The organism is Corynebacterium sp. H113 (assembly GCF_037572315.1).
Lineage (GTDB): Bacteria > Actinomycetota > Actinomycetes > Mycobacteriales > Mycobacteriaceae > Corynebacterium.
The window spans coordinates 300338-325060 of record NZ_JBBHKZ010000002.1 but is presented as its reverse complement, the minus strand read 5'-3'; the positions used below and the strand labels follow the sequence as shown (position 1 = coordinate 325060).

Genomic DNA, 24723 nt, shown 5'->3' with positions numbered 1-24723 from the left:
TTATACGCAATTAAGAATGAACCTAAAACTCACCGATAATTCCGGAATTCTCTTGCTTAGTCAAGTCCGTGGTCAGCCACTCGATCCACGCATCAATGCCTTCACCCGTCTTCGCAGACACTTCGAAAATTGCCACGCCAGGATTCACCTTCTCCAGGTTGTCACGGAACAACTGCATATCGAAGTCGAGATACGGAGCAAGATCAATCTTGTTGACAACTACTGCCTCAACCGACCGGAACATCACTGGGTACTTCAGTGGTTTGTCTTCACCTTCAGTAATCGCATACACCATGGCCTTACGGTGCTCCCCTACTTCAAACTCTGCAGGGCACACAAGGTTGCCAACGTTTTCAATCAGCACCAAATCCAGAGAGCCAAGATCCAGGCCACTCATCGCGCGAGCCACCATTGGCGCATCCAGGTGACACTCTCCACCAAAGCCATTTCCGGTATTCAGCAGGGAAATCTGCGCACCGTACCCCTCCAACCGGTCAGCATCGATGGCAGTCTCAATATCTCCCTCGACGATGCCAATTCGGACGGAGCCTCTGCAAGCATCAAGTGTGCGCTGCAAAATTGAGGTTTTTCCCGAACCCGGCGCGCTCATCAAGTTGACGCAATGCACGTTGTGCTCATCGAGGGCTGCTCGATTCTCTGCTGCACGACGGTCATTTTCCGTGAAGATGTCTTCCAGAATGACGATTCGTTCATTCCCAGTTTCATAGCCCGAGTGATCTCCATGTTTTTCACCCATGGCATCGAAGTTGAGGTCGGTGTTCAGCGGGGAGTGATCATGCGAGTGCCCATGTGCATGATCATGTGAGTGTTCGTGGTCATGGTGGTGATGGTGATGACCTTCATGATCGTGGTCGTGACTGTGCACTGTGCCGTCGTCATGCCTGTGAAAACGTCCCATGATTACTGCGCTTCTCCTTCTACTTCGATGTCTATGACTGTGAACTCTTCGCCACTAATGAGACGGGCGGGGGCAGCGCACGTCGGGCACGAGAAACCGAGTTCATGCCCTAACTGTGTGCGATGACCTTGTGGGCATTCGACAACTGCGGGTACCCACTCAATGTCGAGTTCTGCATCTGTGAGATTTGCTGCTTTTGGTACGAACTGCCATGCGTAGGCAAGGGTTTCTGGAACCACTTGCCGCAGCGCGCCAATTTTGACTCGCACTTCTTTTACCGTTCGCTGGCCTGCCGCCCTGGTAACGACCTGCGCCAATTGCATACTCAAAGCAACTTCATGCACACCTTTGACGGTAGCAGTTTCGAGGCATCACCCGGTTAGCGTCCGTTGGGGGCACCCACGTTCACTTCACGAACACCGCATACCATGCTTCACCAGTACGAACGCGTCAATTTCTAGCTGTCGCGTCTCACGTTGGTACGACTCAACACAACTACCATTTCTCTAACGTGATGTGCGACACAATAGCTGTCATGCTGTTAAACGCCGTCGAGAAGCCCACACTTGCCCGCCCTACGTGGAAAGAGGTAAAACGCGACTTAGGATCACAAGAAATTGGCAACGGTCTTGTCGCCCTTATCTTCTCTGCGTCCGGACCAATCGCCGTTATTTTGGCTGCGGCTGCGGCGGGACAGCTCAGCCCGAATCAAACATCATCGTGGATCTTCGGCGCGTTTCTTGGCAACGGCATTCTAACTCTCCTGCTGACGTACCTGTATCGATCGCCGCAGGCGTATTTCTGGACTATCCCCGGCACCGTTATCGTCGGCGACGCACTCCGACATCTCAGCTTCGGTGAGGTCATCGGCGCCTACCTCGCGACTGGCATACTCGTCTTTCTGGTGGGGTGGACTGGCTTGATCGGGAGGCTCATGGCAGTGCTCCCCGCCCCCATCATCATGGCGATGGTCGCCGGCATCTTCTTGAGATTCGGTCTCGGACTCATCGACTCGGCAACCGCGGATCCTCTCATTGCTTTGCCGATGATCATCGTCTTCATCGCACTTAGCCTGTCGCCTCGTATCTCCGCCATCGCACCACCGGTAGCTGTGGCGGCGATCGTCGGCACGCTGATCGCGGTGGTTGCGAACCGACTCACTCCGGGAGCTCTTGACGACGGCACCATCGCGCAACCAGTCTTTACGGCTCCCGAGTTCTCGATGGGCGCAATGGCTGAACTTGTTATTCCACTGGCCATCACAGTTGTGATCGTGCAGAACGGCCAAGGTATCGCCGTGTTGAGCGCGGCAGGACACAAGCCACAAGTGAATCTTGCTGCTGCGGCCAGTGGACTGTGGTCTCTTCCGATGGCGTTCATTGGCAATATTTCGACGTGTCTCACTGGCCCTACGAATGCCCTGATTGTTGCCAGTGGTGATCGCCGACGGCACTATGCAGCCGCGATGGTGACTGCGGTTGGAGCCATAACTGTTGGCTTGTTTGCGCCAGCCTTCGTGGGATTCATGTTGGCAATGCCGGAAGCATTTATTACAGCGCTCGCGGGTGTCGCGATGCTGACGCCACTGAAGAATGCTTTCTTGGCTGGATTCAAGGGCTCATATTCAACAGGCGCACTGGTGTGTTTCCTCATCACCGTGTCCAACCTGACACTACTGGGCATCTCAGCTCCATTTTGGGGCATCGTGATCGGTTGGGCCATCGCTCATTTGCTGGATCAGCAACCATAAAATCACCCCAACTACAGTGAAAGTATGATTCGTCGTCGCTACCGGATTCGTGGTGTTGTACAGGGCGTAGGATTCCGCCCGCACGTCGCCACCACTGCCCGTCTTTTCCCTATTACTGGCTTTTGCGGTAACGACGACCACGGAGTTTTCATCGAAGCACAGGGTCAGGCCAGTGATATTTCTGCATTCATGATCCGACTGAGGGACACTCTTCCTCCACTAGCTCGGATCATCTCAATCGAGCACCGCGAGCTGCCACTATACGATTCCGACACCGATTTTCGAATCGTGGAATCAGTGTCCTTGGCAGGAGAGCGCACACTCATTCCCCCCGATGTTGCCACCTGCCCTGACTGTCTCGCAGACATGTCCGATCCAACCAACCGGCGCTATCACTATCCGTTTACAACCTGCACAAATTGCGGTCCGCGGTTGTCCATCATTGAGGATCTCCCCTACGACCGACCAGCCACCACGATGCGAATCTTCGATATGTGCGATGCATGCCACGCGGAATACACCAACCCGACTGATCGTCGCTATCATGCACAGCCCATCAGCTGCCCAGACTGCGGTCCACACTTGTGGTTGGAAGAACTTGACGACGATCGTCGTGTCGCAGCACCGCCCACAAACACCAAGGGACGCTCCCCTGCGCATGTCGCAGAGGTTTTAAGAGCTGCCCAGCAACTCTTTGATTCCGGCGCCATTCTCGCGGTCAAGGGCCTCGGCGGTTTCCATTTGCTGTGTGATGCGTCGAATGAAGACGCCGTCGCAAAGCTCAGACAGCGCAAGCGTCGCCCAGCAAAACCGTTCGCGGTGATGGTGCCGGACCTGGCGACGGCGACTGCACTTTGTGAGCTATCTCAGGCCGAGCGAGAGCTACTGGAGTCTCCGGCACATCCAATTGTGATTGCCCCAATGCGCGCCAATGGAACTCCCGGCTCAGTTGCTGAACCAGCTGACAACGAGATCGGAACCACGATCGCGGCATCGGTGGCACCGGGGCTAGCTGACATCGGTGTCATGTTGCCTTACACACCACTGCACACGTTGCTAGTGGACAGACCCCTGGTGGCGACATCAGGCAACCTAACCTCAGAGCCATTGTGTTTCACCAACGATCAGGCACGGACGCGACTCGCCCACATCGCCGATGCTTTCGTCCTCCATGACCGCCCGATTCACGTACCGGTTGAAGACTCCGTATTCATTGGTGAGCACCCATCACGCAGATCCCGCGGGTATGCGCCCCTGCCGATGGTATTGCCGACGCAGCGAAACTCCGTACCCACCATTCTCGCGACCGGTGGCGAGCTGAAAAATACGTTCACAGTGGTTCACGAAGACTTGGCGTACGTCTCTGCGCACGTTGGCGATATGGAATCGTTGGCCAGTCACGATGCCTTCCTAGCTGCCGTCGAGCAAATGCTGCAGATGCGCCGAGTCACCCCGGATCTTATCGTCTGCGATTCCCACCCGAATTACTCGACAACCGCATTGGCAGATCGTCTCGCCGACCGTTTCGATGCGACTCTTCTCCAGGTCCAGCACCACTACGCGCATGCGTTGTCACTTATCGCAGAGCATTCGCTTCACGACGACACTGCCGTCATCGCAACTCTCGACGGCACAGGTTATGGAACAGACGGCAGCATCTGGGGCGGTGAAATCCTCACCGTGCGTCCAAGCGGTCAGTGGGAACGCTCCTGGCATATTCCAGAATTCGACATCGTTGGTGGCGACCGAGCGGTTCGGCATCCGTGGCGACTAGCTGCCGGTATCGCGCATGCATGGCAGCTGCCGGAGGTCGAATCCACAATGATGGCTGCGCTTCGCTCGCACGTCTCTGGTGACATGAACGCTTCGTTTAGCGCCGAAACCGCGCTCGTTACCTCCCAACTGAACAACGGCGTCGGGTGGGTGAAAAGCAGTTCGTGTGGTCGCGTCTTCGATGCTGCGGCAGCGCTGATCTTGGCGTCGGAACAGACCACGTCCTCCGTAGCATTTGCCACCTCGTATGAGGCACAGGCGGCCATGGAATTGGAACGCTACGCATCGTCCTATCTCCGCGTGACTGGATCGGAGCGGACGCGGCGGTCGTCGGCACGCACCCTCACTGAACTTTTCGTCGAGCTATGCGAGCAACGTCCCCTCGCCGAGCGTGCTTTCCTCTTTCACGACGGACTCGCACGAATCATCGCTGATCAGTTGGTCAACATTGCACAGCGATCAGACACTCAGGTGGTGGGACTCACGGGTGGATGCGCGCTCAACCGGGTGTTTACCCCGCTAATCCGGGAACGCGTGAGTGCTGCGGGCTATCGATTGTTGGAACATCGTAGCGTCCCCGCCAATGACGGCGGACTGAGTCTGGGGCAAGCACTGGCGGGACGGTTGTCAGTTGGCCGGGCAAGCCGTGCAGCCGATGATTAGCAAATACGCGGAAGTGGATCGCCCACCAACATGTCCACCATGCGTGTTCCACCAAAGCCGGTGACAAGCACGACTGATGCTGCCGGCTGTTCTTCGATTCGCCCGATGAGACATGCTTCTGGAGCACCTGCCTCACGCAATGCGGCCAATGCTGTCTCGGCTTCGTCGGCCGCAACGACTGCGACGAACGTGCCTTCGTTTGCGACGTACAGCGGGTCAATACCCAACATGTCGCAGGCACCGCGAGTCATTTCACGCACGGCAATTGCTTCGTCGTCAAGCACCACGCCCAAACCAGTGCCACGGGCGAGCTCGTTCATCACCGTGGCGACACCACCACGAGTGGCATCGCGCATCCACCGGGTGTTCGGCGCAGCAGCCATGAGCGCGGCAACCTGACCATTCACCGCCTGCGTATCGGACTTGATGGGCGCGACCATCGCGAGATCACCGCGGGCCATCATGACGGCCATGCCGTGATCCGCAATTGGACCCGAAACGATAATCCGGTCGCCGACAGCAACGTTTGTGTACGATGCTTCCTTACCCGCGGGGATGAAGCCGACACCAGCCGTCGTAATGTACATCCGGTCGCAGGCACCCTTCGGCACCACTTTGGTATCGCCAGCGACAATAGTCACACCGGCCTTGTCTGCAGCATGACGCATCGATTCGACGATGCGACGCAGCACTGTAATCTCCAAGCCCTCTTCGAGAACGAACGCCGCGGAAATGACCTTCGGGTTGGCACCGGCAACCGCGAGATCGTTCACAGTGCCGTTCACCGCCAGCTCACCGATGTCACCACCAGGAAATTCGATGGGATTGACCACATAGGAGTCCGTGGAAAAAGCCACCGAACCTGCCATCGCCTCCGCAGGATCGTCGTTGCCTGCAGCAGCGACGATCTCGGCCAATCCGACAACTCCCGAGTCGCCACCCTGAGCGAGTACCGGGTTCCCGTAAGCATCGAAAAAGACCTGTTCAACGAGCGCCGCTGAAGCCTTTCCGCCGGAACCGTGAGCGAGGGTGACAAAGTCATCTGTCAGCCGAAATGGACGGGAACGAACCCTATCAATATTGGAATTGACCTTGTTTTCGCATTCGTTCAAGCGATTCTTCGGCTGCATTAACGTGCCTTTTCTCGTAAGTTTCCGTGACTAATCGGTTGCTGTTCACATGGTAGCCTCTAGGTGTCTAAAGGAGAGTTTCATATGTGCCTTGGTGTTCCAGCGGTCATCGTCGATGTGGAAGATGCCAGTCGCGCGAAAGCCGCTATCGGTGGCGTTGAACGCATGATTTCTACCGACCTCCTCATGGGCGAGGATCTCGCTATTGGCGATTGGGTCCTGGTTCACGTGGGCTTCGCAATGAGCAAGATTGACGAAGAAGAAGCCCAGCAAACAATGCAGCAAATCAAGCAACTTGGCGGCGGAACATACGAGGACGAATTGGATTCGTTCACGTCATCGCAGATTTAGAAGGCTCTTCCTCATGAAATATGTAGACGAATACCGCGATCCTGCGGCAGCGAAAGCACTCCTTCGGCGAATCGAAGCAGATGCCAAGAAGCTCGATTCCCCGATTGCTCTCATGGAAGTCTGCGGTGGGCATACCCACACGATTTACCGCTACGGCATCGAGAATCTGCTTCCAGAGAACATCGAACTCGTACACGGTCCTGGCTGCCCAGTGTGTGTCATTCCGATGGGCCGCGTGGACGACGCGCTGTGGCTTGCCAACCAACCCAACGTCATCTTTACGACGTTCGGTGACATGATGCGTGTCCCCGGATCAAAAGAATCTCTCATGCAAGCGCGTGCCCGTGGCGCTGACGTGCGGTTTGTGTACTCCCCGCTCGATTCTTTGCGCATCGCCAAGGAAAACCCGGACAAGCATGTCATTTTCTTTGCCGTCGGATTCGAGACCACTGCCCCATCGACGGCTGTGACTCTCATGGCCGCCAAGCGCGACAACGTGAAGAACTTCTCGGTGTTCTCCAACCACGTCACCATCGAGCCGCCACTGCGCACGATCGCCAATGGTGGAGAAACCAAGGTTGATGGTTTTATCGGGCCCGGACATGTGGCGACGACCGTCGGCACAAAGGCTTTCGACTTCCTCGTTGACGAATTCAACATGCCGTGCGTCGTCACGGGCTTCGAGCCATTGGACGTATTGCAATCAGTCGTGATGTTGCTTGACCAGTTCATTTCTGGTGCTGTCGCAGCAGGGAACGCTACCGTGGAAAATCAGTACTCACGTGTAGTTCGTCGAGAAGGAAATGTCCGCGCGCTGGAACTCATGAGTCGCACGTTCACGCTGCGGGACACTTTCGAATGGCGGGGCCTCGGCTGGATCGAGCAGTCTGGTCTCGGCATCTCCGAAGAATTCGCCGATTGGGACGCAGAGAAGCGCTTCCACGTTCCTGGCGAACAAATCCCCGACCCTGTCTCCTGTGAATGTGGCTCTGTCCTCACCGGGCAAATCAAGCCGTGGCAGTGTCGAGTGTTCGGCACCGCCTGCACCCCAGCAACGCCGATTGGCACGTGCATGGTGTCCCCAGAGGGTGCATGCGCTGCGTACTACAATTTCGGTCGCATCAACCGCGAGGTTACAAAGAACCTCGCCGCGAATGCGCAGGCTTAGGTACACCGCTCACGGTGCTGTCCTCTAGGCCTACGCCTTAAACCGACTGCCCCGCGCGCGCCACGGTGATACGCGCCTGCTTGACGACGGGCATATCAATCATCTCGCCGTCCAGCTGGAAAGCACCTACTTCGTCGTTGGCACGTTCGACGATCGCCTTTGCCCGAGCAAGCTCCTCCTCACTTGGCATATATGCCCTGCGTACAGCGGGAACCATGGCAGGGTGGATACATGCGGTGGCAGCGAAACCACAGCCAGCTGCATCCAGGGCCTCAAGATACTGGCCTTCGTCGTCACGGAAATCAACGTGCACAGCATCAATCGTGGCAATCCCTGCAGCGGCTGCGTGCATGATCATCAAAGTGCGGGCGAGGCGCTGTGGATCGCGATATGGGCGAAGCGGATTCTCTTTCTCGGTTAGACGCGACGTCGTACCGCCGAGCTCGGCAGCGAGATCCTCGGCGCCCCAGAACAGGCCGACGACGCTAGGGTGCTGCGCAATCTCCTTGATATTGATGACGGCTTCAGGGGTTTCGATCATCGCGATGATCTTCAAACCAGCAAGTTCCGCAGGTACTTCCGACCGGATCTTAGGCACCATGACGACGTCGTAAGGAGCCTGGTGTGCGAACTTCACGTCCTCTGCGAACGTCGGGGTGCCAGGACCGGTGATACGCAAAATGGTGCGTTCACGCGGCAGCGGATTCTCCAGAATATTCTGGCGAGCTTCCTCATGTCCGTCGACAGCAGCGCCGTCTTCGAGGTCGACGATGACTCCATCGGCGCGTTCAAGGGCTTTCTCAAATCGATCTGGACGATCAGCAGGAGCGAACAGCAAAGCGGGGCCAGCTGGCAACCAAGGGAAAGTGGATTTCATACTCCCAAAGCTACCTGCTGACCCCGCTTCATTGGAGGCTCTAGCAGCAATTAGTCGCGGTACAGCAGCAGTGCGTCACCCTGGCCACCGCCACCACAGAGGGACACTCCCGCGCGGCCGGAACCACGACGGTTCAGCTCCATCGCTGCGGTGAACGCCAAGCGAGTACCGGAGCAACCGATTGGGTGGCCAAGTGCGATTGCGCCACCGTAAATGTTGCACTTTTCCAGTGGGTAGTCGAGGTCACGCAGCGACTGGACTGCGACTGCAGCGAATGCTTCGTTGATCTCGATGAAGTCCAGGTCACCTGGGGTCCAGCCAGCCTTGTTCAGGGCATCCTTCAAGCTGTCGGAAGGCTGGGAGTGCAGCGAATTGTCTGGGCCTGCGGTCTGGCCAGCAGTACCGACAACCGCGAGGTAGTCCAGGCCGCGCTCCTCTGCCCAGCTACGACGGGCCAGCACAACTGCTGCCGCACCATCGGAGATCTGGGATGCGTTACCAGCAGTGATGGTGCCGTTTTCCTTCAAGAACACTGCACGCAGCTTCGACAACGTTTCGACGGTAGTGTCTGGGCGAATGCCCTCGTCAGAGTCGACAACAACTGGGTCACCCTTGCGCTGTGGAATCTCGATTGGCACAATCTCCTCAGCGAAGATGCCTTCAGCCTGCGCCTTTGCTGCACGCTGGTGGGAACCAGCGGCGACTTCATCCTGCTGTTCGCGGGTAATGCCAAGATCTGCATTTGGGCCATCGGTGAGGGTGCCCATGGAGACACCGTCGAAGGAGTCAACGAGACCGTCGCGCTCCAGGGTGTCTTCCATAGCAAGGGTGCCGAAGCCCTTGCCCTGACGAACGCCACGTGCAACATGTGGTGCATTGGTCATGGATTCCTGGCCACCAGCAACGATGACATCTGCTTCACCCAAGCGAATCAAGCGGGATGCGTTAATGATCGCGGTCAGACCGGACAGGCACACCTTGTTGACGATCTCGCATGGAACATTCCACGGCAGACCAGCTTTGATAGCCGTCTGGCGGGATGGGTTCTGTCCAGCTCCAGCAAGTACAACCTGTCCCATGATCAGGCGATCGACATCTTCTGGCTTAACACCAGCGCGCTCAATAGCATGCTTCACAGCGTGTGCGCCCAGATCTACAGAGCTCTGCGACGCAAGACTGCCCAGCATCTTACCGAGCGGGGTTCGCGCACCCGCAAGAATAACGACATCGTTAGGGTTTGGTGAAGGAATTGCAGACATGTTGAGATTTCTCCTTTAGAAAATAAATAGGCTTAGTCGTCGAGTTCTACGACGTATGCAGCATCGGTGTTTGCTTCGATATCAGCCAAAGTGACACCTGGAGCTAGCTTTTTCAGCACCAAGTGGTCGTCGACTACATCGAAGCTACCCAAATTGGTGATGATCCTGTCCACTACTTTTGCACCAGTAAGTGGCAGATCGCAGCACTTTACGAGTTTTGCCTTGCCATCGCGGGCTACATGGTCTGTGAGCACCACCACACGGGGGGTTCCCGCAACCAGATCCATTGCGCCGCCCATGCCTTTGACCATTTTTCCGGGAATCATCCAGTTGGCCAGGTCACCACATTCGCTGACCTGCATGGCACCAAGGACCGCCATCTTGACGTGGCCACCGCGAATCATGGCGAAGCTGGTCGCAGAGTCAAAGACTGCTGCGCCTTCGACCAAGGTGACTGTCTGCTTTCCTGCATTGATCAGGTCAGCATCTTCTTCACCTTCGATGGGGAAAGGCCCCATCCCGAGAATGCCGTTTTCGCTCTGTAGCAGAACGCGCACTCCCTCTGGAATGTGGTTAGCAACCTTGGTTGGAATGCCGATGCCGAGGTTGACGTAATCGCCATCCTTCAACTCGGTGGCAGCCATTGCAGCCATGTCATCACGGCTCCAGCCCATGGTCATTGCTGCGGGCTTTTCCTGCGTTTTCTTTGACTGAGGCATGACTTACACTTCCTCTCCTGTTGCTGCGGCTGCCAGATCAACTGGCTCGTCTGCCGACTTCGGTGCTGGACGAGTCGTCCGCTGTTCGATGAGCTTCTCTCGGCCGTCTCCCTCCACCACGTGGTGAACGAACACGCCCTGCGTCATGATCGAATCTGGCGCGAAAGAACCACGCTCGTGCAGTTCTTCCACTTCCGCGACGGTGACTCGACCAGCCGCTGCGCACAATGGGTTGAAGTTCTGTGCGGTGGAACGGTAGATCAGGTTGCCATCGACATCGCCACGCCAGGCATGTACCAAACCAAGGTCAGCGACAATGCCGCGTTCCTGAACGTACGTCTTGCCATCGAATTCAGCGTGCGGCTTGCCTTCTGCTACCAGCGTGCCGACACCGGTTGCGGTGTAAAACGCAGGAATACCTGCACCACCTGCGCGGAGTCGCTCAGCCAAGGTGCCCTGTGGCGTGAACTCGACTTCCAGCTCGCCTTCCAGGTACTGACGGGCAAACTCTTTGTTCTCGCCAACGTAACTGGCAACAACCTTGGATACCTGATGATTGTCCAGCAGGATGCCCAGGCCAGTGGCATCAATGCCCATGTTGTTACTGACGATGGTCAAGTTCTTTGCACCGGAGTCACGGACTCCTTCAATCAGAGTGTATGGAACACCACAGAGTCCGAAGCCGCCGACTGCGATGATCATGCCATCTTTCACCAGCGACGCGACGAGCTCGCGACCGCTCAATTCCGTTGTCTTGCTCATGAATTACACCCACCCCAGAATCTTTGGCGCTTCTTCACGCATTTCGACCTTGCGGACCTTGCCCGATGCCGTCATTGGGAACTCGTTAACGACGTGGACATAGCGAGGAATCTTGTGACGAGACAGCTTGCCGTCGGCGAACTCCGCGATCTGCTGCTGCGTAAGATCCTCGACGTCGTCGTGAAGAATGATCCAAGCCATGATCTCTTCGCCGTACTTGTCGTCTGGAACACCAATGACCTGCGCGTCAACGATGTCTGGGTGTGTGAACAGGAACTCTTCGATTTCACGTGGGTAAATGTTCTCGCCACCACGGATCAGCATGTCCTTGATACGACCGGTTACTGCGAGGTAACCGTCCTCATCAATGACGCCGAGGTCGCCGGTGTGCATCCAGCCTTCTGGATCAATTGCTTCAGCAGTCTTCTCTGGGTGGTGCCAGTACTCACGCATCACGGAGTAGCCGCGAACAACGATCTCGCCCTGGTCACCGCGTGGCAAGGTCTCGCCGGTGTCCTCACAAATAATGCGAGCTTCAAGGTGAGGCATGATCTGTCCAACGGTATTGACGCGCTTCTCCAGTGGGGAGTCCTTACGGGTCTGGAAGCTCACCGGGGAGGTTTCGGTCATGCCGTAGCAAATCGCGATTTCCTTCATGTTCATCTGATCCATGACTTCACGCATGGTCTTCGAAGGACACGACGTACCCGCCATCACACCAGTGCGCAGCGTGGAGAAGTCGTATGGAGATCCGTACTCCTCATGGTCATGCGCCTCTTCCAGAGCATTAATGAACATGGTCGGCACACCGTACAGAGACGTTGCCTTCGCGGAGTGGACAGCCTTCAGAGTCTCACGAGCCTTGAACGATGGCGCTGGGATGATGACTGCGCCACCGTGCGAGAACGTAGCAATGGTACCGATGACCATGCCGAAGGTGTGGAAGAACGGAACTGGAATACACACGCGGTCTTCTTCGGTGTAGCCAAGCAGCTCACCAATGAAGTAGCCGTTGTTCAGAATGTTCGTGTGCGACAGCGTCGCACCCTTCGGGAAGCCGGTGGTGCCCGAGGTGAACTGGATATTAACAGCATCATCTGCGTCGAGATCAGCCGTGTACGACGACAGATCGTCGATGTCGCCATGCATGATGTCGTACCAGTCAGCGGAACCGAAGTACACAACCTTGTCGAGCTTCACGCCACGCTGCTTCGATGCTTCCAACAGCATGGTGCGGTAGTCGGAATCCTTGAAGCGCTTCGCGGCAAAGACGCAACGAACGCCTGCCTTCTCCAGTACGTAGTTCAGCTCATGCTGGCGGTATGCCGGGTTGATGTTCACCAGGATCAAACCCAAGTGGTGGCACGCGTACTGCACGACGAGCCACTCCCAGCGGTTCGTCGACCAAATGCCGATCCGGTCACCCTTTTTGTAGCCGGCGCGTGCGAACGTCGTCGCGAGGCGGAGCACACGGTTGTAGAAGCGCTCGTAGGTGAAGGAAACGTCCGCGTAAACATCGATGATGCAGTCGCGATTAGGGAAACGCTCCACGATGGACTTCAGGTTGGCGCCCAGCGTTTCATTGCGAAGTGGAACAGCTCCCTGATCGACGCCTGCACCAAAAACGTGGGACATGATGGTGCCGTCTTCGGAAATAACTTCTTTGCCGAATGGTGTTGCTTGGGTCTTGAGCTCAGACATGGTGTTCTCCTGGAATATGAAAAATATGAAGTGAGGTTGTGAATTGCTGTGTGTCAGCGAGCGTGACGACGACTACGTCGTTGCCGCAGCCCGGCGCGCGATAGCTTCTGCCTGTCGGAACAGTGGCGCGTCGACCATGCGTCCCTCGAAGCTGAAAGCGCCCTGGTTGTGTTCTGCTTCCGCGAGGAGCCTGCGAGCCCAGTCAGCTTGCTCATCCGTCGGACGGTAGGCGTCCCGAATGATGGCGACCTGGCTTGGGTGAATGCAGACAGTAGCGGCGTAGCCGAGTGCCGCGGCATCAAGGGCTTCGGAGCGAAGTCCGGCTTCGTCCTTGATGTCTACGTGCACGGAGTCAAGCGCAGCGTGACCGAAGGCTGCTGCTGCGAGTTGCGTGCGAGCACGTGCGTGGCGTGCAACATCGCGGTAGGTGCCCGGGATGATGGTGTTGTCGACTGCTTCATTGTCTTGGAAGCGAGATGACGTTCCGCCAAGCCCTGCCACGAGGTCCTCTGCTCCCCAGAACAGAGAGACAACGTTGGAAGCAGTTGCGATGTCATCGGCACGCAGGACTCCGAGTGGAGTTTCGATGAGGGCAATGACCTTGTACCCAGCTAGAGCTTCAACTGCCGCCGAGGATTCTGCTTTTGGCAGCATGACCAATGAATATTGTGTCTGAGCAAGCATCTCGAGGTCTGCTGCATGCTCCGGAGAATCCGCTGGATTGATTCGGATGATGGTGCGCTCCGGATCCAGTGGGTTGTCGATAATCCCTGCACGAGCTGAAGCTCGGTTCTCAGGACGGCAGCCGTCTTCCAAGTCCAAGATGACCATGTCTGCTCGTTCCGCTGCTTTAGCGAAACGGTCGGAGCGGTCAGCCGGAGTGAAAAGAATGGCTGGTCCTGCCGGAATCCATCCGCCGTTGTGGCCGGTGGAGTTCTTCTGTGGGTCAGTCATGTGCTTTGCCTTTGTGTACGAAGAGCTGTGGACTACGAAGACCGAAGTGTCGGTGGTGGGTTTCTAGGATTCAGCCAATGCTGGATCACACTGAACGAGCGTCTTGCGGACTGCACGGCACACGATCGTGCCGTCCTGATTGCGGCCAATGTGTTCGAGCTCGACGATGCCCTGGTTCGGACGGGACTTTGACAGTCGCTTCGAGGTGCACACGGTCTCTGCGTAGAGAGTGTCTCCGTGGAACATCGGCGCTGGGAAAGCCACTTCAGTGAAACCGAGATTTGCGACGATCGTGCCCAAGGTCAGCTGCGATACGCTGAGGCCAACGACCGTGGACAAAGTCCACATCGAGTTGACCAGTCGCTGCCCACCAAAACCTGGCTGCTGTGAGGACCAATGTGCATCCAAGTGCAGTGGCTGGGTGTTCATGGTCAGAGTGGTGAAAGTGACGTCGTCAGTTTCAGTGACCGTGCGACCTGGCCGGTGCAGGTAACGAGCGCCCTCTTCGTACTCTTCGAACCACAGTCCACGCTGGACAATTTCCTTAGCTGAGCTCTGTGCTGCGTCGTTTCCAGCTACGTTGTCTGTCATGATTACAGCCCCAGTCCGCGAGCGATCAGCATGAGCTGAACTTCGGTGGTGCCCTCGCCGATCTCCAGGATCTTGGAGTCACGGTAGTGGCGGGAGACGCGGTACTCATTCATGAATCCGTATCCACCATGAATCTGAGTTGCGTCACGGGAGTTGTCCATAGCTGCCTCGGACGCGATCATCTTGGCGATGTATGCCTCGCGACGGAAGTCCTTGCCCGCTGCCATCTTTGCAGCAGCGTCGTACCAGGCGACGCGAGCTGCGTGTGCACGAGCTTCCATGCGAGCAATCTTGAAGGAGATCGCCTGGTATTCGGCGATTGGGCGCCCCATGGAGACGCGCTCCTTGGCGTAGCGAACCGACTCGTCGACACAGCCCTGGGCTGCACCGGTTGCCAGTGCGGCGATTGCTACGCGGCCTTCGGCGAGGATAGACAGGAAGTTGGCGAAGCCACGACCGCGGACGCCCAGGAGGTTTTCCTTTGGTACGCGCACGCCGTCAAAGGACAGTGGGTGCGTGTCCGATGCGTTCCAGCCGACCTTGTCGTATGCAGGCTCAACGGTGAAGCCTTCAGTTCCGGAGGGAACGATGATAGTCGAGATTTCTTTCTTGCCGTTATCTGCAACACCAGTCACAGCAGTGACGGTGACCAGGGATGTGATGTCAGTGCCGGAGTTGGTGATGAACTGCTTGTTGCCGTCGATAACCCACTCGTCTCCGTCTTCGCGAGCGGTAGTACGGGTTGCACCTGCGTCGGAGCCAGCATCTGGTTCGGTCAGACCGAATCCTGCCAAGCGCTTGCCTGCTGCGAGGTCTGGCAGCCACTGTGCCTTCTGCTCTTCGTTACCGAAGTGGTAGATCGGCATTGCACCGAGGCCAACGCCAGCTTCAAGCGTAATGGCGACCGACTGGTCAACCTTCGCCAACTCTTCAAGTGCGATACCGAAAGACAGGTAGTCGCCGCCCATGCCGCCATACTCTTCCGAGATTGGCAGACCGAAGAGGCCCATCTCGCCCATCTGGGCAACAACTTCGTATGGGAAGGTGTGGTTCTTGTCGTGCTCAGCAGAAACTGGGTCAACGACCTCGTTAGCGAAGTCGCGAACGACCTTCTGCAGCTCTACGTACTCGTCTGGCAATACAGCGGTGTTGATGTCAGTCATGTCAATACTCCTTGGTGCGCGATGTGTGGTGTGGTGAAAACTGTGCTTGTGAGGTGGTTTGTTACTCGGCGGGGTGGATCGTCGCCAAGGCTTGGTCAGCAGTGACCTGATCACCGGCGGCGACGTGGAATTCCACGGTGCCTGCGGTTTCGGCCTTCAAGGTGTGCTCCATCTTCATGGCCTCGACGGCGATGATTGGGTCGCCTACCTCGACGGTTGCTCCGTCTTCAGCGACCAGTGCGATAACAGCGCCTGGCATTGGCGAGACGATGGCGCCATCGCCAGCTTCGTCGTCAGCTGCGGAAGCAACGACGTGGCAGCGACGAAGAACCCAGGTGCCTTCGTCGGAGGAAACGATGATGTCGAGTTCCGCTGTCGCATCGTGGCTGTCGTCTCCAACAACATCGACGGACCAGTGTCGGGCAAGTCCATCGCAGTCGACGCGCCACAAGTCTCCATCGCGGTGAACTGCTGTGTGATACGTGCGTGGTTGTGGTGCCTCGTCGGCTTCGGTGTCGGAGATACCTGCGACAACATCACCGACAACGACTTCTGCGTTGGTTGGCGAACCAGTGACGCTCATCAGGACGGAGTCCTCCGACCCCGAGTTGCCTGCGGCTGCTAGGCGCAGACGCTGTGCAGCAGTACGACCAGAACGCCATGCGTCTGGTACCTGCCATGGCGAGCTTGGGCGGGTTGGCCAACGACGGGCGAGCCATGCCATGGTCGCTGCGATGTATGCCTCATCTGGGACATCGTCGACAGTGAAGTCTCCCGCAACGCGGTCCAACAGGCCGGTGTCCAAATCGCCGGACACAACGTCTGGCACCGAAATCAGGTAGCGACAGAAGTCAACGTTGACTCCGACACCAGCTACGACAGTGTTTGCGAGTGCTCGATCAAGGCGCTGCAGGGCTTCCGCACGATCCGCGCCGTGCGAGATGACCTTCATCAGCATCGGGTCATACAACGAGGTGATTTCAGAGCCATCAGCAATACCCGAGTCCACTCGGATACCTGGGCCGGAAGGCTCCACCACGCGAGTTACGCGACCACCCGTTGGAAGGAAGCCAGCAGCCGGATCCTCTGCGTACACACGAGCTTCGATGGAGTGACCGGTGAGAGTGACCTCATCTTGAGTCACCGGCAGCTTCTCGCCACGGGCAATAGCCAGCTGAAGCTCTACCAGGTCCAGGCCAGTCACTTCTTCCGTCACTGGATGCTCCACCTGGAGACGAGTATTCATCTCCATGAAGTAGAACTTGTCTGGATCCTTTGCGGGAACAATGAACTCCACGGTGCCAGCACCTACGTAGCCGACCGAACGAGCAGCGTCGCATGCTGCTTCGCCAATGCGGGCGCGAGTTGCTTCGTCGAGAAGCGGAGACGGTGCTTCCTCAATAACCTTCTGATGACGACGCTGCAGCGAGCACTCACGCTCGCCGAGGTGGATCACGTTGCCGTGGGTGTCAGCAAGAATCTGCACCTCAATGTGGCGTGGGGTATCGACGAAGTGCTCGAGGAAGAGAGAGTCATCGCCGAATGCGCCAGCTGCTTCACGACGAGCCGTCACGAGAGCACTTGGCAGATCTTTTGGATCTTCGACGCGGTGCATACCCTTGCCGCCACCACCGGCGGAAGGCTTAATCAAAACCGGGAATCCAATCCCAGGAGCTGCGTCGATGAGGTCCTGGTCTGTAAGGCCTGGGCGGGACAAGCCAGGGACGGTTGGTACGTCGCGTGCTTCAACTGCAGCACGGGCGGAAATCTTGTCGCCCATGGTGTCAATGGCGCTTGCTGGTGGCCCCATGAAGACGATGCCAGCTTCTTCACAAGCGCGAGCGAAGCCTGCATTCTCGGACAGGAAGCCATAGCCGGGGTGAATTGCCTGGGCGCCGGAGCGACGAGCTGCGTCGAGAATCTTGTCAGCAACAAGGTACGAATCGCGCGCTGGCGATGGGCCAATATGAACTGCAATGTCTGCTGCACGTACGTGCGGAGCATCCGCATCTGCGTCTGAATATACTGCGACGCTACGGACACCTTGATCGCGCAGAGTTCGAATCACGCGGCAGGCGATTTCGCCTCGGTTGGCGACAAGCACGGTGTTGATCTGTGGGTTTGCGTTTGCGGTCATTTCTTCTCTCCTTCCTTATCTTTTGGTGGGTTACATGCGGAATACGCCGAAGCCTGGATCATCCAGTGGCGCACCTGCTGCGACTTCGAGGGCCATACCAAGTACTCGGCGGGTGTCTGCTGGGTCGATGACTCCGTCATCCCAGAGTCGAGCCGACGAGTAGTAACAGTGCGACTGCTTTTCGAACTGCTCGCGGACTGGAGCTTCAAAGTTTTCCTGCTCTTCTGCGCTCCACTCCTCCCCTGCTCGTTCGATCTGGTTACGACGAACCGTCGACAAAGTCATGGCTGCCTGTGGGCCACCCATCACTGCGATGCGGGCATTCGGCCACATCCAGAGGAAACGTGGTGAATAGGCGCGACCACACATGGAGTAGTTGCCAGCACCGAACGCGCCACCGATGACAACGGTGAACTTTGGTACGCGGGTCGTTGCGACAGCGTTGACCATCTTCGCGCCGTGCTTTGCGATACCGCCGGCCTCGTACTCACGGCCGACCATGAAGCCGGTGGTGTTCTGGAGGAATACGAGAGGAATCTTGCGCTGGTCACACAACTCGATGAAGTGCGCACCCTTCTGAGCAGACTCCGCGAAGAGAATGCCGTTATTCGCAATGATGCCGACTGGATGACCGTGGATGCGAGCGAACGCGGTGACCAGGGTCTGTCCGTATTCGGCCTTGAACTCCTGGTATTCGCCACCATCGACGATGACTTCAATGACCTCGTGGACGTCGTATGGCATCTTCGGATCTACCGGGACGACATCGTAAAGATCGGACTGTGGTCGCTTCGCATCAACCGTTTCGCGAACTTCCCACGGAGCTTCTGCGTTTGGTGGCAGCGTATCGACGATGCCACGGACGCGATGCAGCGCGTCGGCATCGTCAAGTGCGAGATGGTCGGTAACACCCGAAGTCTTGGAGTGGAGATCGCCACCACCGAGCTCTTCAGGTGTGACATCCTCGCCAGTGGCGGCCTTCACCAGTGGCGGACCTGCGAGGAAGATGGTGCCCTGTTCCTTAACAATGACGGCTTCGTCCGACATTGCTGGCACGTATGCGCCACCTGCAGTACAGGAACCGAGGACTGCGGAGATCTGTGGGATTCCCTTTGCAGACAGATTGGCCTGGTTGTAGAAAATGCGACCGAAGTGATCGCGATCTGGGAATACCTCGTCCTGGTTCAGAAGCATTGCTCCGCCGGAATCAACGAGGTAGATGCACGGGAGGCGGTTCATGTCAGCGATTTCCTGCGCGCGCAGGTGCTTCTTCACCGTCATTGGGTAGTAGGTACCGCCGGAGACTGTCGCATCGTTTGCGACGATCATGCAGCGTCGTCCCTGAACAAGACCAATACCGCACACGACACCAGCGGCTGGTACACGGCCTCCGTACATTTCATGTGCTGCCAGTGGCGCAACTTCGAGGAACGGGCTACCTGGATCAAGCAGCTCGTCAATGCGCTGACGAGGCAGCAGCTTGCCACGAGAAATGTGGCGAGCGCGCGCCTTTTCCGAACCACCCTGCGCCGTGACATCAAGCAGCTGGCGCAAGTCGTCGACCAGCGCTTCATGGCGCTGGCGGTTGGTCAGTTGTTCTGTAGGTGAGGTCATGCGTTGTGCTTCTTCCATGTTGTGACAATCTGCTGCGCTGTAAACAGTCAGCATCCTGCAGATGGATTTTGTTAATGGGAATTAACTTTCTGAAACAAGACTTTACTGTGACGCAACTCACCGCACAACGATTTACGTGATGCCAATCACTCACCTACACCCGGATAACGGCACGTGAAAACCATTTACCAAGCTCAACGCCCAAATATTCCGTGAATCACCATTAACTGACCGGGGGTGATCTACACCACAAATGCAGCCCCATTAGGCACATCCAATCCATCCTGAGCGCCCATTTAGACATGAAAAAAGCCGGGCGTTAACCCGGCTTCTCGAAATTGTTTACTAGCTCACTTCCATAGCTTTCAACGCCATATCCATCGTGTGCGTGCGCACAGCCTCGACCCCGGCCCAACGAACAATATGCCGCGAGGAGTTAATCAGACCAGCAGCAAGCTGAACACGGACTCGCGCTTCGTCCTCGTCCAAGTCGGGACGATGCGCCATCAACGCATCCACCCACATACCGATATACATCCTCTGTAGCGACCGAACCTTCTCTCGCTCCTGCGTAGGAAGATTGCGTATTTCTCGTTCCTGCACACGAATGCGATCCGACTCGGTCACAGCGAACTCGACGTGATAGGCAAGAAGTTCGTGAAGGACGCGCTCGTCCGTCCAGCCCTGTTCCCGCCCATCACTCACAACACCCCGGGCACCGTCGACAAGCCGAATGGAAATATCGATGAGAATCTCGGCAAGCAGATCATCTTTCCCCTTAAAATAGCGGTACAGAGCAGGCCCTGAAACACCGACTGCGGCGCCAACATCTTCTAGGCGCGTCTGATGAAAACCGCGCTCCGCAATGATGGAAGATGCCGCCGTCAAAATCTCAGCGTGACGACGCTCCCTCAATTCAGCTCTGCGTGACATAGTTGCTCATCTTATTGGCTCGGATCGTAAACAGTATCGGGTTTGCTAGTTTTTATACCCAGCCAAGCACCTTCGGTGCCATCTCACGCAGGTCCACCTTGCGCACCTTGCCCGACGAGGTCAATGGGAACGAGTCGACACAATGCACGTAGCGAGGAACCTTTTGGCGCGCAAGCTTGCCATGGCAGAACTCTGCGACATCATCGACGGTGAGCGACTCAGCGCCGTCGTGAAGAATGAACCATGCCATGACTTCTTCCCCGTAGCGGTCATCAGGAACACCAATGACCTGGACGTCGACAACGTCTGGGTGTGTGTACAGGAATTCTTCGATCTCTCGTGGGTAAATGTTCTCGCCACCACGAATCAGCATGTCCTTCATACGACCAGTAACGGTGACATAGCCTTCATCATCCATCTGGCCAATATCGCCGGTACGCATCCAACCGTCGTCGTTGATTGCCTCAGCGGTCTTTTCTGGGTGGTTCCAGTAGCCCTTCATGACCGAGTAACCACGAACCTGAATTTCGCCGCTTTCGCTGCGTCCAAGCACCTCTTCGGTCTCGGGGTTAACGACCCTTAGCTCAACATGTGGAGACACCTGGCCAACGGTCGTTGTACGACGCTCGGTTGGGCTATTGCGACGAGTCTGAGTTGACGTCGGCGACGTCTCAGTCATACCGAAGCAAATAGTTACCTCGGTCATGTTCATTTTCTCCATGACTTCGTTCATGGTCTTGGTAGGGCACGATGCACCACCCATGATGCCGGTACGCAGGCTCGAGAGATCGTAAGGAGAGCCATATTCCGCCTGGTCATGCATCTCTTCGAGGCACGCAATGAACATGGTTGGCACACCGTACAGCGCAGTTGCGCGCGCCGAGTGGACAGCCATCAACGTTTCACGAGCCTTAAACGTCGGCGAGGCAATGATGACGGTACCGCCGCGAGCCATAGTTCCGATGATGCCAAGTCCCATGCCAAAGGTGTGGAAGAAAGGCAGCGGAATGCACACACGGTCATCCTCGGTGTAGCCAAGAATCTCACCCGTGAAGTAAGCGTTGTTCAGAATGTTCTTATGCGACAGCGTTGCACCCTTCGGGAACCCTGTCGTTCCGGAGGTGAACTGGATGTTGATCGGATCATCTGGATCCAGATCAGCGGTATGCGCCGACAGGTCATCAATACCGCCGTCGAGCAGCTCGTTCCAACGCTCGGAGCCGAAGTACACCACGTCAGACAAGTTGATACCGCGCTGCTTGCTAGCCTCGAGAAGCATCGTGCGGTAGTCCGAGTCCTTGTAGCGACGCGCAGCAAAAACTCCCTTGACGCCAACCTTCTCCAGCACGTAGTTCAGCTCGGTTTGACGGTAGGCAGGATTGATGTTGACCAGAACGATGCCCAAGTAGTGGCATGCGTACTCTACGACGATCCACTCCCAGCGGTTGGTCGCCCAGATACCCACACGGTCACCTTTGCTATAACCTGCACGAACCATGGCAGACGCCACGGCCTGCACCTTGTGGAAGAACTCGCGATACGTCATCCGCACGTCTGCGTAAAGATCGACAATCGCTTCTCGATCCGGGAATCGCTTCACTACTGACTCGAGGTTCTGCCCCAGCGTCTCGTTTCGCAGCGGTGGAGCACCCTGGTCCACCCCTACACCAATGACGTGTGCCAGCTTCGTGCCGTCGTCAGCAAGGAAGGCGGTTCCATACGGGGTCGATACAGTTTTAGGTGCTGTCGCAACCGGGTTCATTAAAACTCCATTCAAGAGATGCGCGAAGAAACAGTCGAGAACATGACACAGGCAAGTGACCTGTGACACATTCAGTTACCGTTCGCACATTACCCAGCTAGGTCCCCCGTATTGAGCATTTTGTTCCTAAAAGCTCAATTACCTCCCCCATATTGTTAACCCTGATAAACCATATGGCATGAAGAAGGGGCCGGATCTTCACAAGATCCGGCCCCAAAGCTCAATACAACTTAGTGTGCGAAGTGACGTGCACCCGTGAAGTACATGGTCACGCCAGCCTTCTGAGCTGCCTCAACGACCTCGTCGTCACGGATCGAGCCACCAGGCTGTACAACTGCACGAACACCAGCCTTGGACAACACTTCGAAGCCGTCCGCAAATGGGAAGAATGCATCAGACGCAGCAACTGCGCCCTGTGCGCGCTCGTCGTCGCCAGCTAAAGTGTTTGCACGTTCAACAGCCAACTTAGCGGAGTCAACACGATTGACCTGGCCCATGCCGACGCCAACGGTAGCTCCGTCATTAGCCAGCAAAATTGCGTTCGACTTAACCGAACGAACCGCATGCCATGCAAATTCGAGGTCGGCCAAGGTCTCCTCGTCGGCAGGCTCGCCAGCAGCGAGAGTCCAGTTAGCAGCGGCATCTCCCTCAGCCTGGAGGCTGTCGCGCTCCTGCTTCAGCAGACCGCCCGAAATCTGACGGATCTCTTCGGTTGCGCGCTGAGGAGCTGGAACAGTGAGGATACGAATGTTCTTCTTCTGGGACAGAATCTCGACTGCGCCATCTTCGTAGGAAGGAGCGAGGATGACCTCGGTGAAGATCTCGGAAACCTGCTTAGCCATTTCGACCGAAACCTCACGGTTTACTGCGATGACGCCACCAAATGCGGACATTGGGTCACATGCGTGAGCAGACTTGTGAGCTGCTGCGATGGACTCGTCCGAGACGGCAATGCCACAAGGATTCGCGTGCTTAATGATGGCAACACATGGGCGCTCATGATCCCATGCTGCACGCCAGGCAGCGTCAGCATCCTGGTAATTGTTGTAGCTCATTTCCTTGCCGTGCAGCTGCTCCGCCTGGGCAAGACCAGCTGGAGCTGCTGGGTCTACGTACAGTGCAGCGCTCTGATGCGGATTTTCGCCGTAACGCAGGGTCGCAGCTCGGTTGTAGGTGTAGCCAACCCACTCTGGGTACTCTTCGGCATCCTCAGCCTGGGCACCCATCCACGTTGCGACGGCTACGTCGTAAGACGCGGTATGACGGAATGCTTCAACAGCGAATGCAGTGCGCTCTGCACGGGTGAAACCACCACCTGCCACTGCTTCAGCAACCTGGCCGTACTTGGCTGGGTCGACAACGATTGCCACCGATGGGTGGTTCTTCGCAGCTGCGCGAACCATCGACGGGCCTCCGATATCGATCTGCTCAACGCATGCATCAAAGTCAGCACCGGAAGCGACGGTTTCAGTGAACGGGTACAGGTTCACGACAACGAGCTGGAATGGCTCGACGCCCAGATCCGCGAGCTGTGCGAGGTGATCATCCTTGCGGGTATCGGCAAGGATGCCTGCGTGTACGCGTGGGTGGAGGGTCTTGACTCGACCTTCCAGGCACTCTGGGAATCCGGTGAGTTCCTCCACTGGAGTTACCGGGACGCCCGCGTCTGCGATGCGAGCGGCAGTGGAACCGGTGGAAACGATCTGGACTCCACCTTCGTGCAGAGCCTTTGCTAGGTCCTCCAGTCCGGTCTTGTCGTAGACGCTAATCAGCGCCCGCTTGATGGGCTTGCGTTCCGTGCTGTTCTGAGTCATTGAAAACGTGCCTTTCGTCCGTCCCGCGTGTATCCGCGATCCGCAATCGTATGCAGTACATCTACTAGCAGTGCTCGTTCCACTACTTTGATGCGCTCGTGCAGGGTTTCTACCGTGTCGTTTTCTAGAACTGGAACTGCTTCCTGAGCCAGAATCGGGCCGGTATCCACGCCATCATCAACAATATGAACTGTTGTTCCTGTGACCTTTACACCGTATGCCAACGCATCTGGCACAGCATGCGCACCAGCGAAAGATGGCAGCAAAGCTGGGTGCGTATTGATGATCTTGTCTTTGAACGCCTGAATAAACTGCGCTCCCAAGATTCGCATGAACCCTGCTGATACCACCATATCTGGCTCATACTTTGCGACGGCCGCCAACAAATCCTCATTCCATTTGTCGCGGTTGCGACGTGCTGCTTCGTCAAAAGGGACTTGGAAGCTTGGAATTTGAGCGTCGTCTGCCCGTTGGATTGCTGGGCATTGTTTGTCTGAACCTACAGCGACGACCCGCACTTTGTGCGGGTCGAGAGTGTCGAGCATGGATTGCAGCAGCGAACCTTGCCCCGATGCAAGCACCACAATTGACAGTGGCGAGGTTGGGGAAAAAGTTTCAGCTGTATGCGAATCGGTCACGTAAAAGAAGCATACTCAACTGAGTAGCAACGCCTTTCATCCAGG

General features: G+C 56.8%; 21 protein-coding genes. 4 read left to right on the top strand and 17 right to left on the bottom strand.

Features of this window, described 5'->3' with window-relative positions:
• Window positions 1-22 precede the first annotated feature (22 nt).
• Window positions 23-757, bottom strand: coding sequence for a hydrogenase nickel incorporation protein HypB (hypB, locus tag WG938_RS02695; protein WP_339977274.1), 735 nt, complete (start codon window positions 755-757; stop codon window positions 23-25).
• A 164-nt stretch (window positions 758-921) separates the two neighbouring features.
• Entirely contained in the window at window positions 922-1263 is a 342-nt protein-coding gene (locus WG938_RS02690; protein ID WP_339977272.1) for a hydrogenase maturation nickel metallochaperone HypA, read from the bottom strand.
• A 191-nt stretch (window positions 1264-1454) separates the two neighbouring features.
• Between WG938_RS02690 and WG938_RS02685 the strand changes: the two genes are divergently transcribed.
• Together WG938_RS02685 and hypF are read left to right on the top strand one after the other, a co-directional pair.
• The gene (locus WG938_RS02685; protein ID WP_445228172.1) at window positions 1455-2669 is read left to right on the top strand and encodes a benzoate/H(+) symporter BenE family transporter; all 1215 of its coding nucleotides are present in this window, start codon (window positions 1455-1457) and stop codon (window positions 2667-2669) included.
• Between the two features lie 24 nt (window positions 2670-2693).
• Window positions 2694-5105 (top strand): carbamoyltransferase HypF, encoded by a 2412-nt coding sequence (gene hypF, locus WG938_RS02680; protein ID WP_339977270.1) that lies wholly within the window; start codon window positions 2694-2696, stop codon window positions 5103-5105.
• Here hypF and hypE read toward each other — a convergent pair.
• On the bottom strand, window positions 5102-6235 hold the full coding sequence (hypE, locus tag WG938_RS02675; protein WP_339977268.1) for a hydrogenase expression/formation protein HypE: 1134 nt from the start codon (window positions 6233-6235) through the stop codon (window positions 5102-5104). The two genes, hypF and hypE, sit on opposite strands and share 4 nt — an antisense overlap.
• 84 nt (window positions 6236-6319) lie before the next feature.
• On the opposite strand from hypE, the gene WG938_RS02670 reads away from it, so the two are divergent.
• Together WG938_RS02670 and hypD are read left to right on the top strand one after the other, a co-directional pair.
• On the top strand, window positions 6320-6586 hold the full coding sequence (locus WG938_RS02670; protein WP_339977266.1) for a HypC/HybG/HupF family hydrogenase formation chaperone: 267 nt from the start codon (window positions 6320-6322) through the stop codon (window positions 6584-6586).
• A gap of 13 nt (window positions 6587-6599) precedes the next feature.
• A complete protein-coding gene (gene hypD, locus WG938_RS02665) occupies window positions 6600-7754 on the top strand; it encodes a hydrogenase formation protein HypD (protein ID WP_339977264.1) in 1155 nt (384 codons plus the stop codon).
• A 37-nt stretch (window positions 7755-7791) separates the two neighbouring features.
• Here the strand turns inward: hypD and WG938_RS02660 are convergent, their stop codons facing one another.
• The 14 genes from WG938_RS02660 to purN all read right to left on the bottom strand — a co-directional run bounded on the left by WG938_RS02660 (window position 7792) and on the right by purN (window position 24678).
• On the bottom strand, window positions 7792-8631 hold the full coding sequence (locus WG938_RS02660) for an HpcH/HpaI aldolase/citrate lyase family protein (protein WP_339977262.1): 840 nt from the start codon (window positions 8629-8631) through the stop codon (window positions 7792-7794).
• 50 nt (window positions 8632-8681) lie between these two features.
• Window positions 8682-9890: an acetyl-CoA C-acetyltransferase gene (locus WG938_RS02655; RefSeq protein ID WP_339977260.1), complete on the bottom strand. Its 1209-nt coding sequence runs from the start codon at window positions 9888-9890 to the stop codon at window positions 8682-8684.
• 32 nt (window positions 9891-9922) lie between these two features.
• Window positions 9923-10564, bottom strand: a complete 642-nt coding sequence (locus WG938_RS02650) for a 3-oxoacid CoA-transferase subunit B (protein ID WP_339978751.1) — start codon at window positions 10562-10564, stop codon at window positions 9923-9925.
• Between the two features lie 48 nt (window positions 10565-10612).
• The gene (locus tag WG938_RS02645) at window positions 10613-11371 is read right to left on the bottom strand and encodes a CoA transferase subunit A (RefSeq protein WP_339977258.1); all 759 of its coding nucleotides are present in this window, start codon (window positions 11369-11371) and stop codon (window positions 10613-10615) included.
• Between the two features lie 3 nt (window positions 11372-11374).
• On the bottom strand, window positions 11375-13072 hold the full coding sequence (locus WG938_RS02640; RefSeq protein WP_339977256.1) for an AMP-binding protein: 1698 nt from the start codon (window positions 13070-13072) through the stop codon (window positions 11375-11377).
• Window positions 13073-13144: 72 nt separating this feature from the next.
• The gene (locus WG938_RS02635; protein WP_339977254.1) at window positions 13145-14026 is read right to left on the bottom strand and encodes an HpcH/HpaI aldolase/citrate lyase family protein; all 882 of its coding nucleotides are present in this window, start codon (window positions 14024-14026) and stop codon (window positions 13145-13147) included.
• 63 nt (window positions 14027-14089) lie between these two features.
• Window positions 14090-14617, bottom strand: coding sequence for a MaoC family dehydratase (locus tag WG938_RS02630; protein ID WP_339977253.1), 528 nt, complete (start codon window positions 14615-14617; stop codon window positions 14090-14092).
• 2 nt (window positions 14618-14619) lie between these two features.
• The gene (locus WG938_RS02625) at window positions 14620-15780 is read right to left on the bottom strand and encodes an acyl-CoA dehydrogenase family protein (protein WP_339977251.1); all 1161 of its coding nucleotides are present in this window, start codon (window positions 15778-15780) and stop codon (window positions 14620-14622) included.
• Between the two features lie 61 nt (window positions 15781-15841).
• Window positions 15842-17917 carry an acetyl/propionyl/methylcrotonyl-CoA carboxylase subunit alpha gene (locus WG938_RS02620; RefSeq protein WP_339977248.1) on the bottom strand — a complete coding sequence of 692 codons (2076 nt, stop codon included), beginning with the start codon at window positions 17915-17917 and terminating at the stop codon, window positions 15842-15844.
• Between the two features lie 30 nt (window positions 17918-17947).
• On the bottom strand, window positions 17948-19531 hold the full coding sequence (locus WG938_RS02615) for a carboxyl transferase domain-containing protein (protein ID WP_339977246.1): 1584 nt from the start codon (window positions 19529-19531) through the stop codon (window positions 17948-17950).
• Between the two features lie 345 nt (window positions 19532-19876).
• The gene (locus WG938_RS02610) at window positions 19877-20464 is read right to left on the bottom strand and encodes a TetR/AcrR family transcriptional regulator (RefSeq protein WP_339977244.1); all 588 of its coding nucleotides are present in this window, start codon (window positions 20462-20464) and stop codon (window positions 19877-19879) included.
• A 52-nt stretch (window positions 20465-20516) separates the two neighbouring features.
• Window positions 20517-22226, bottom strand: a complete 1710-nt coding sequence (locus tag WG938_RS02605; RefSeq protein WP_339977242.1) for an AMP-binding protein — start codon at window positions 22224-22226, stop codon at window positions 20517-20519.
• Window positions 22227-22456: 230 nt separating this feature from the next.
• Entirely contained in the window at window positions 22457-24040 is a 1584-nt protein-coding gene (purH, locus tag WG938_RS02600; RefSeq protein ID WP_339977240.1) for a bifunctional phosphoribosylaminoimidazolecarboxamide formyltransferase/IMP cyclohydrolase, read from the bottom strand.
• Window positions 24037-24678, bottom strand: a complete 642-nt coding sequence (gene purN / locus WG938_RS02595) for a phosphoribosylglycinamide formyltransferase (protein ID WP_339977238.1) — start codon at window positions 24676-24678, stop codon at window positions 24037-24039. The genes purH and purN overlap by 4 nt, the downstream gene beginning before the upstream one ends.
• Window positions 24679-24723: the final 45 nt, after the last annotated feature.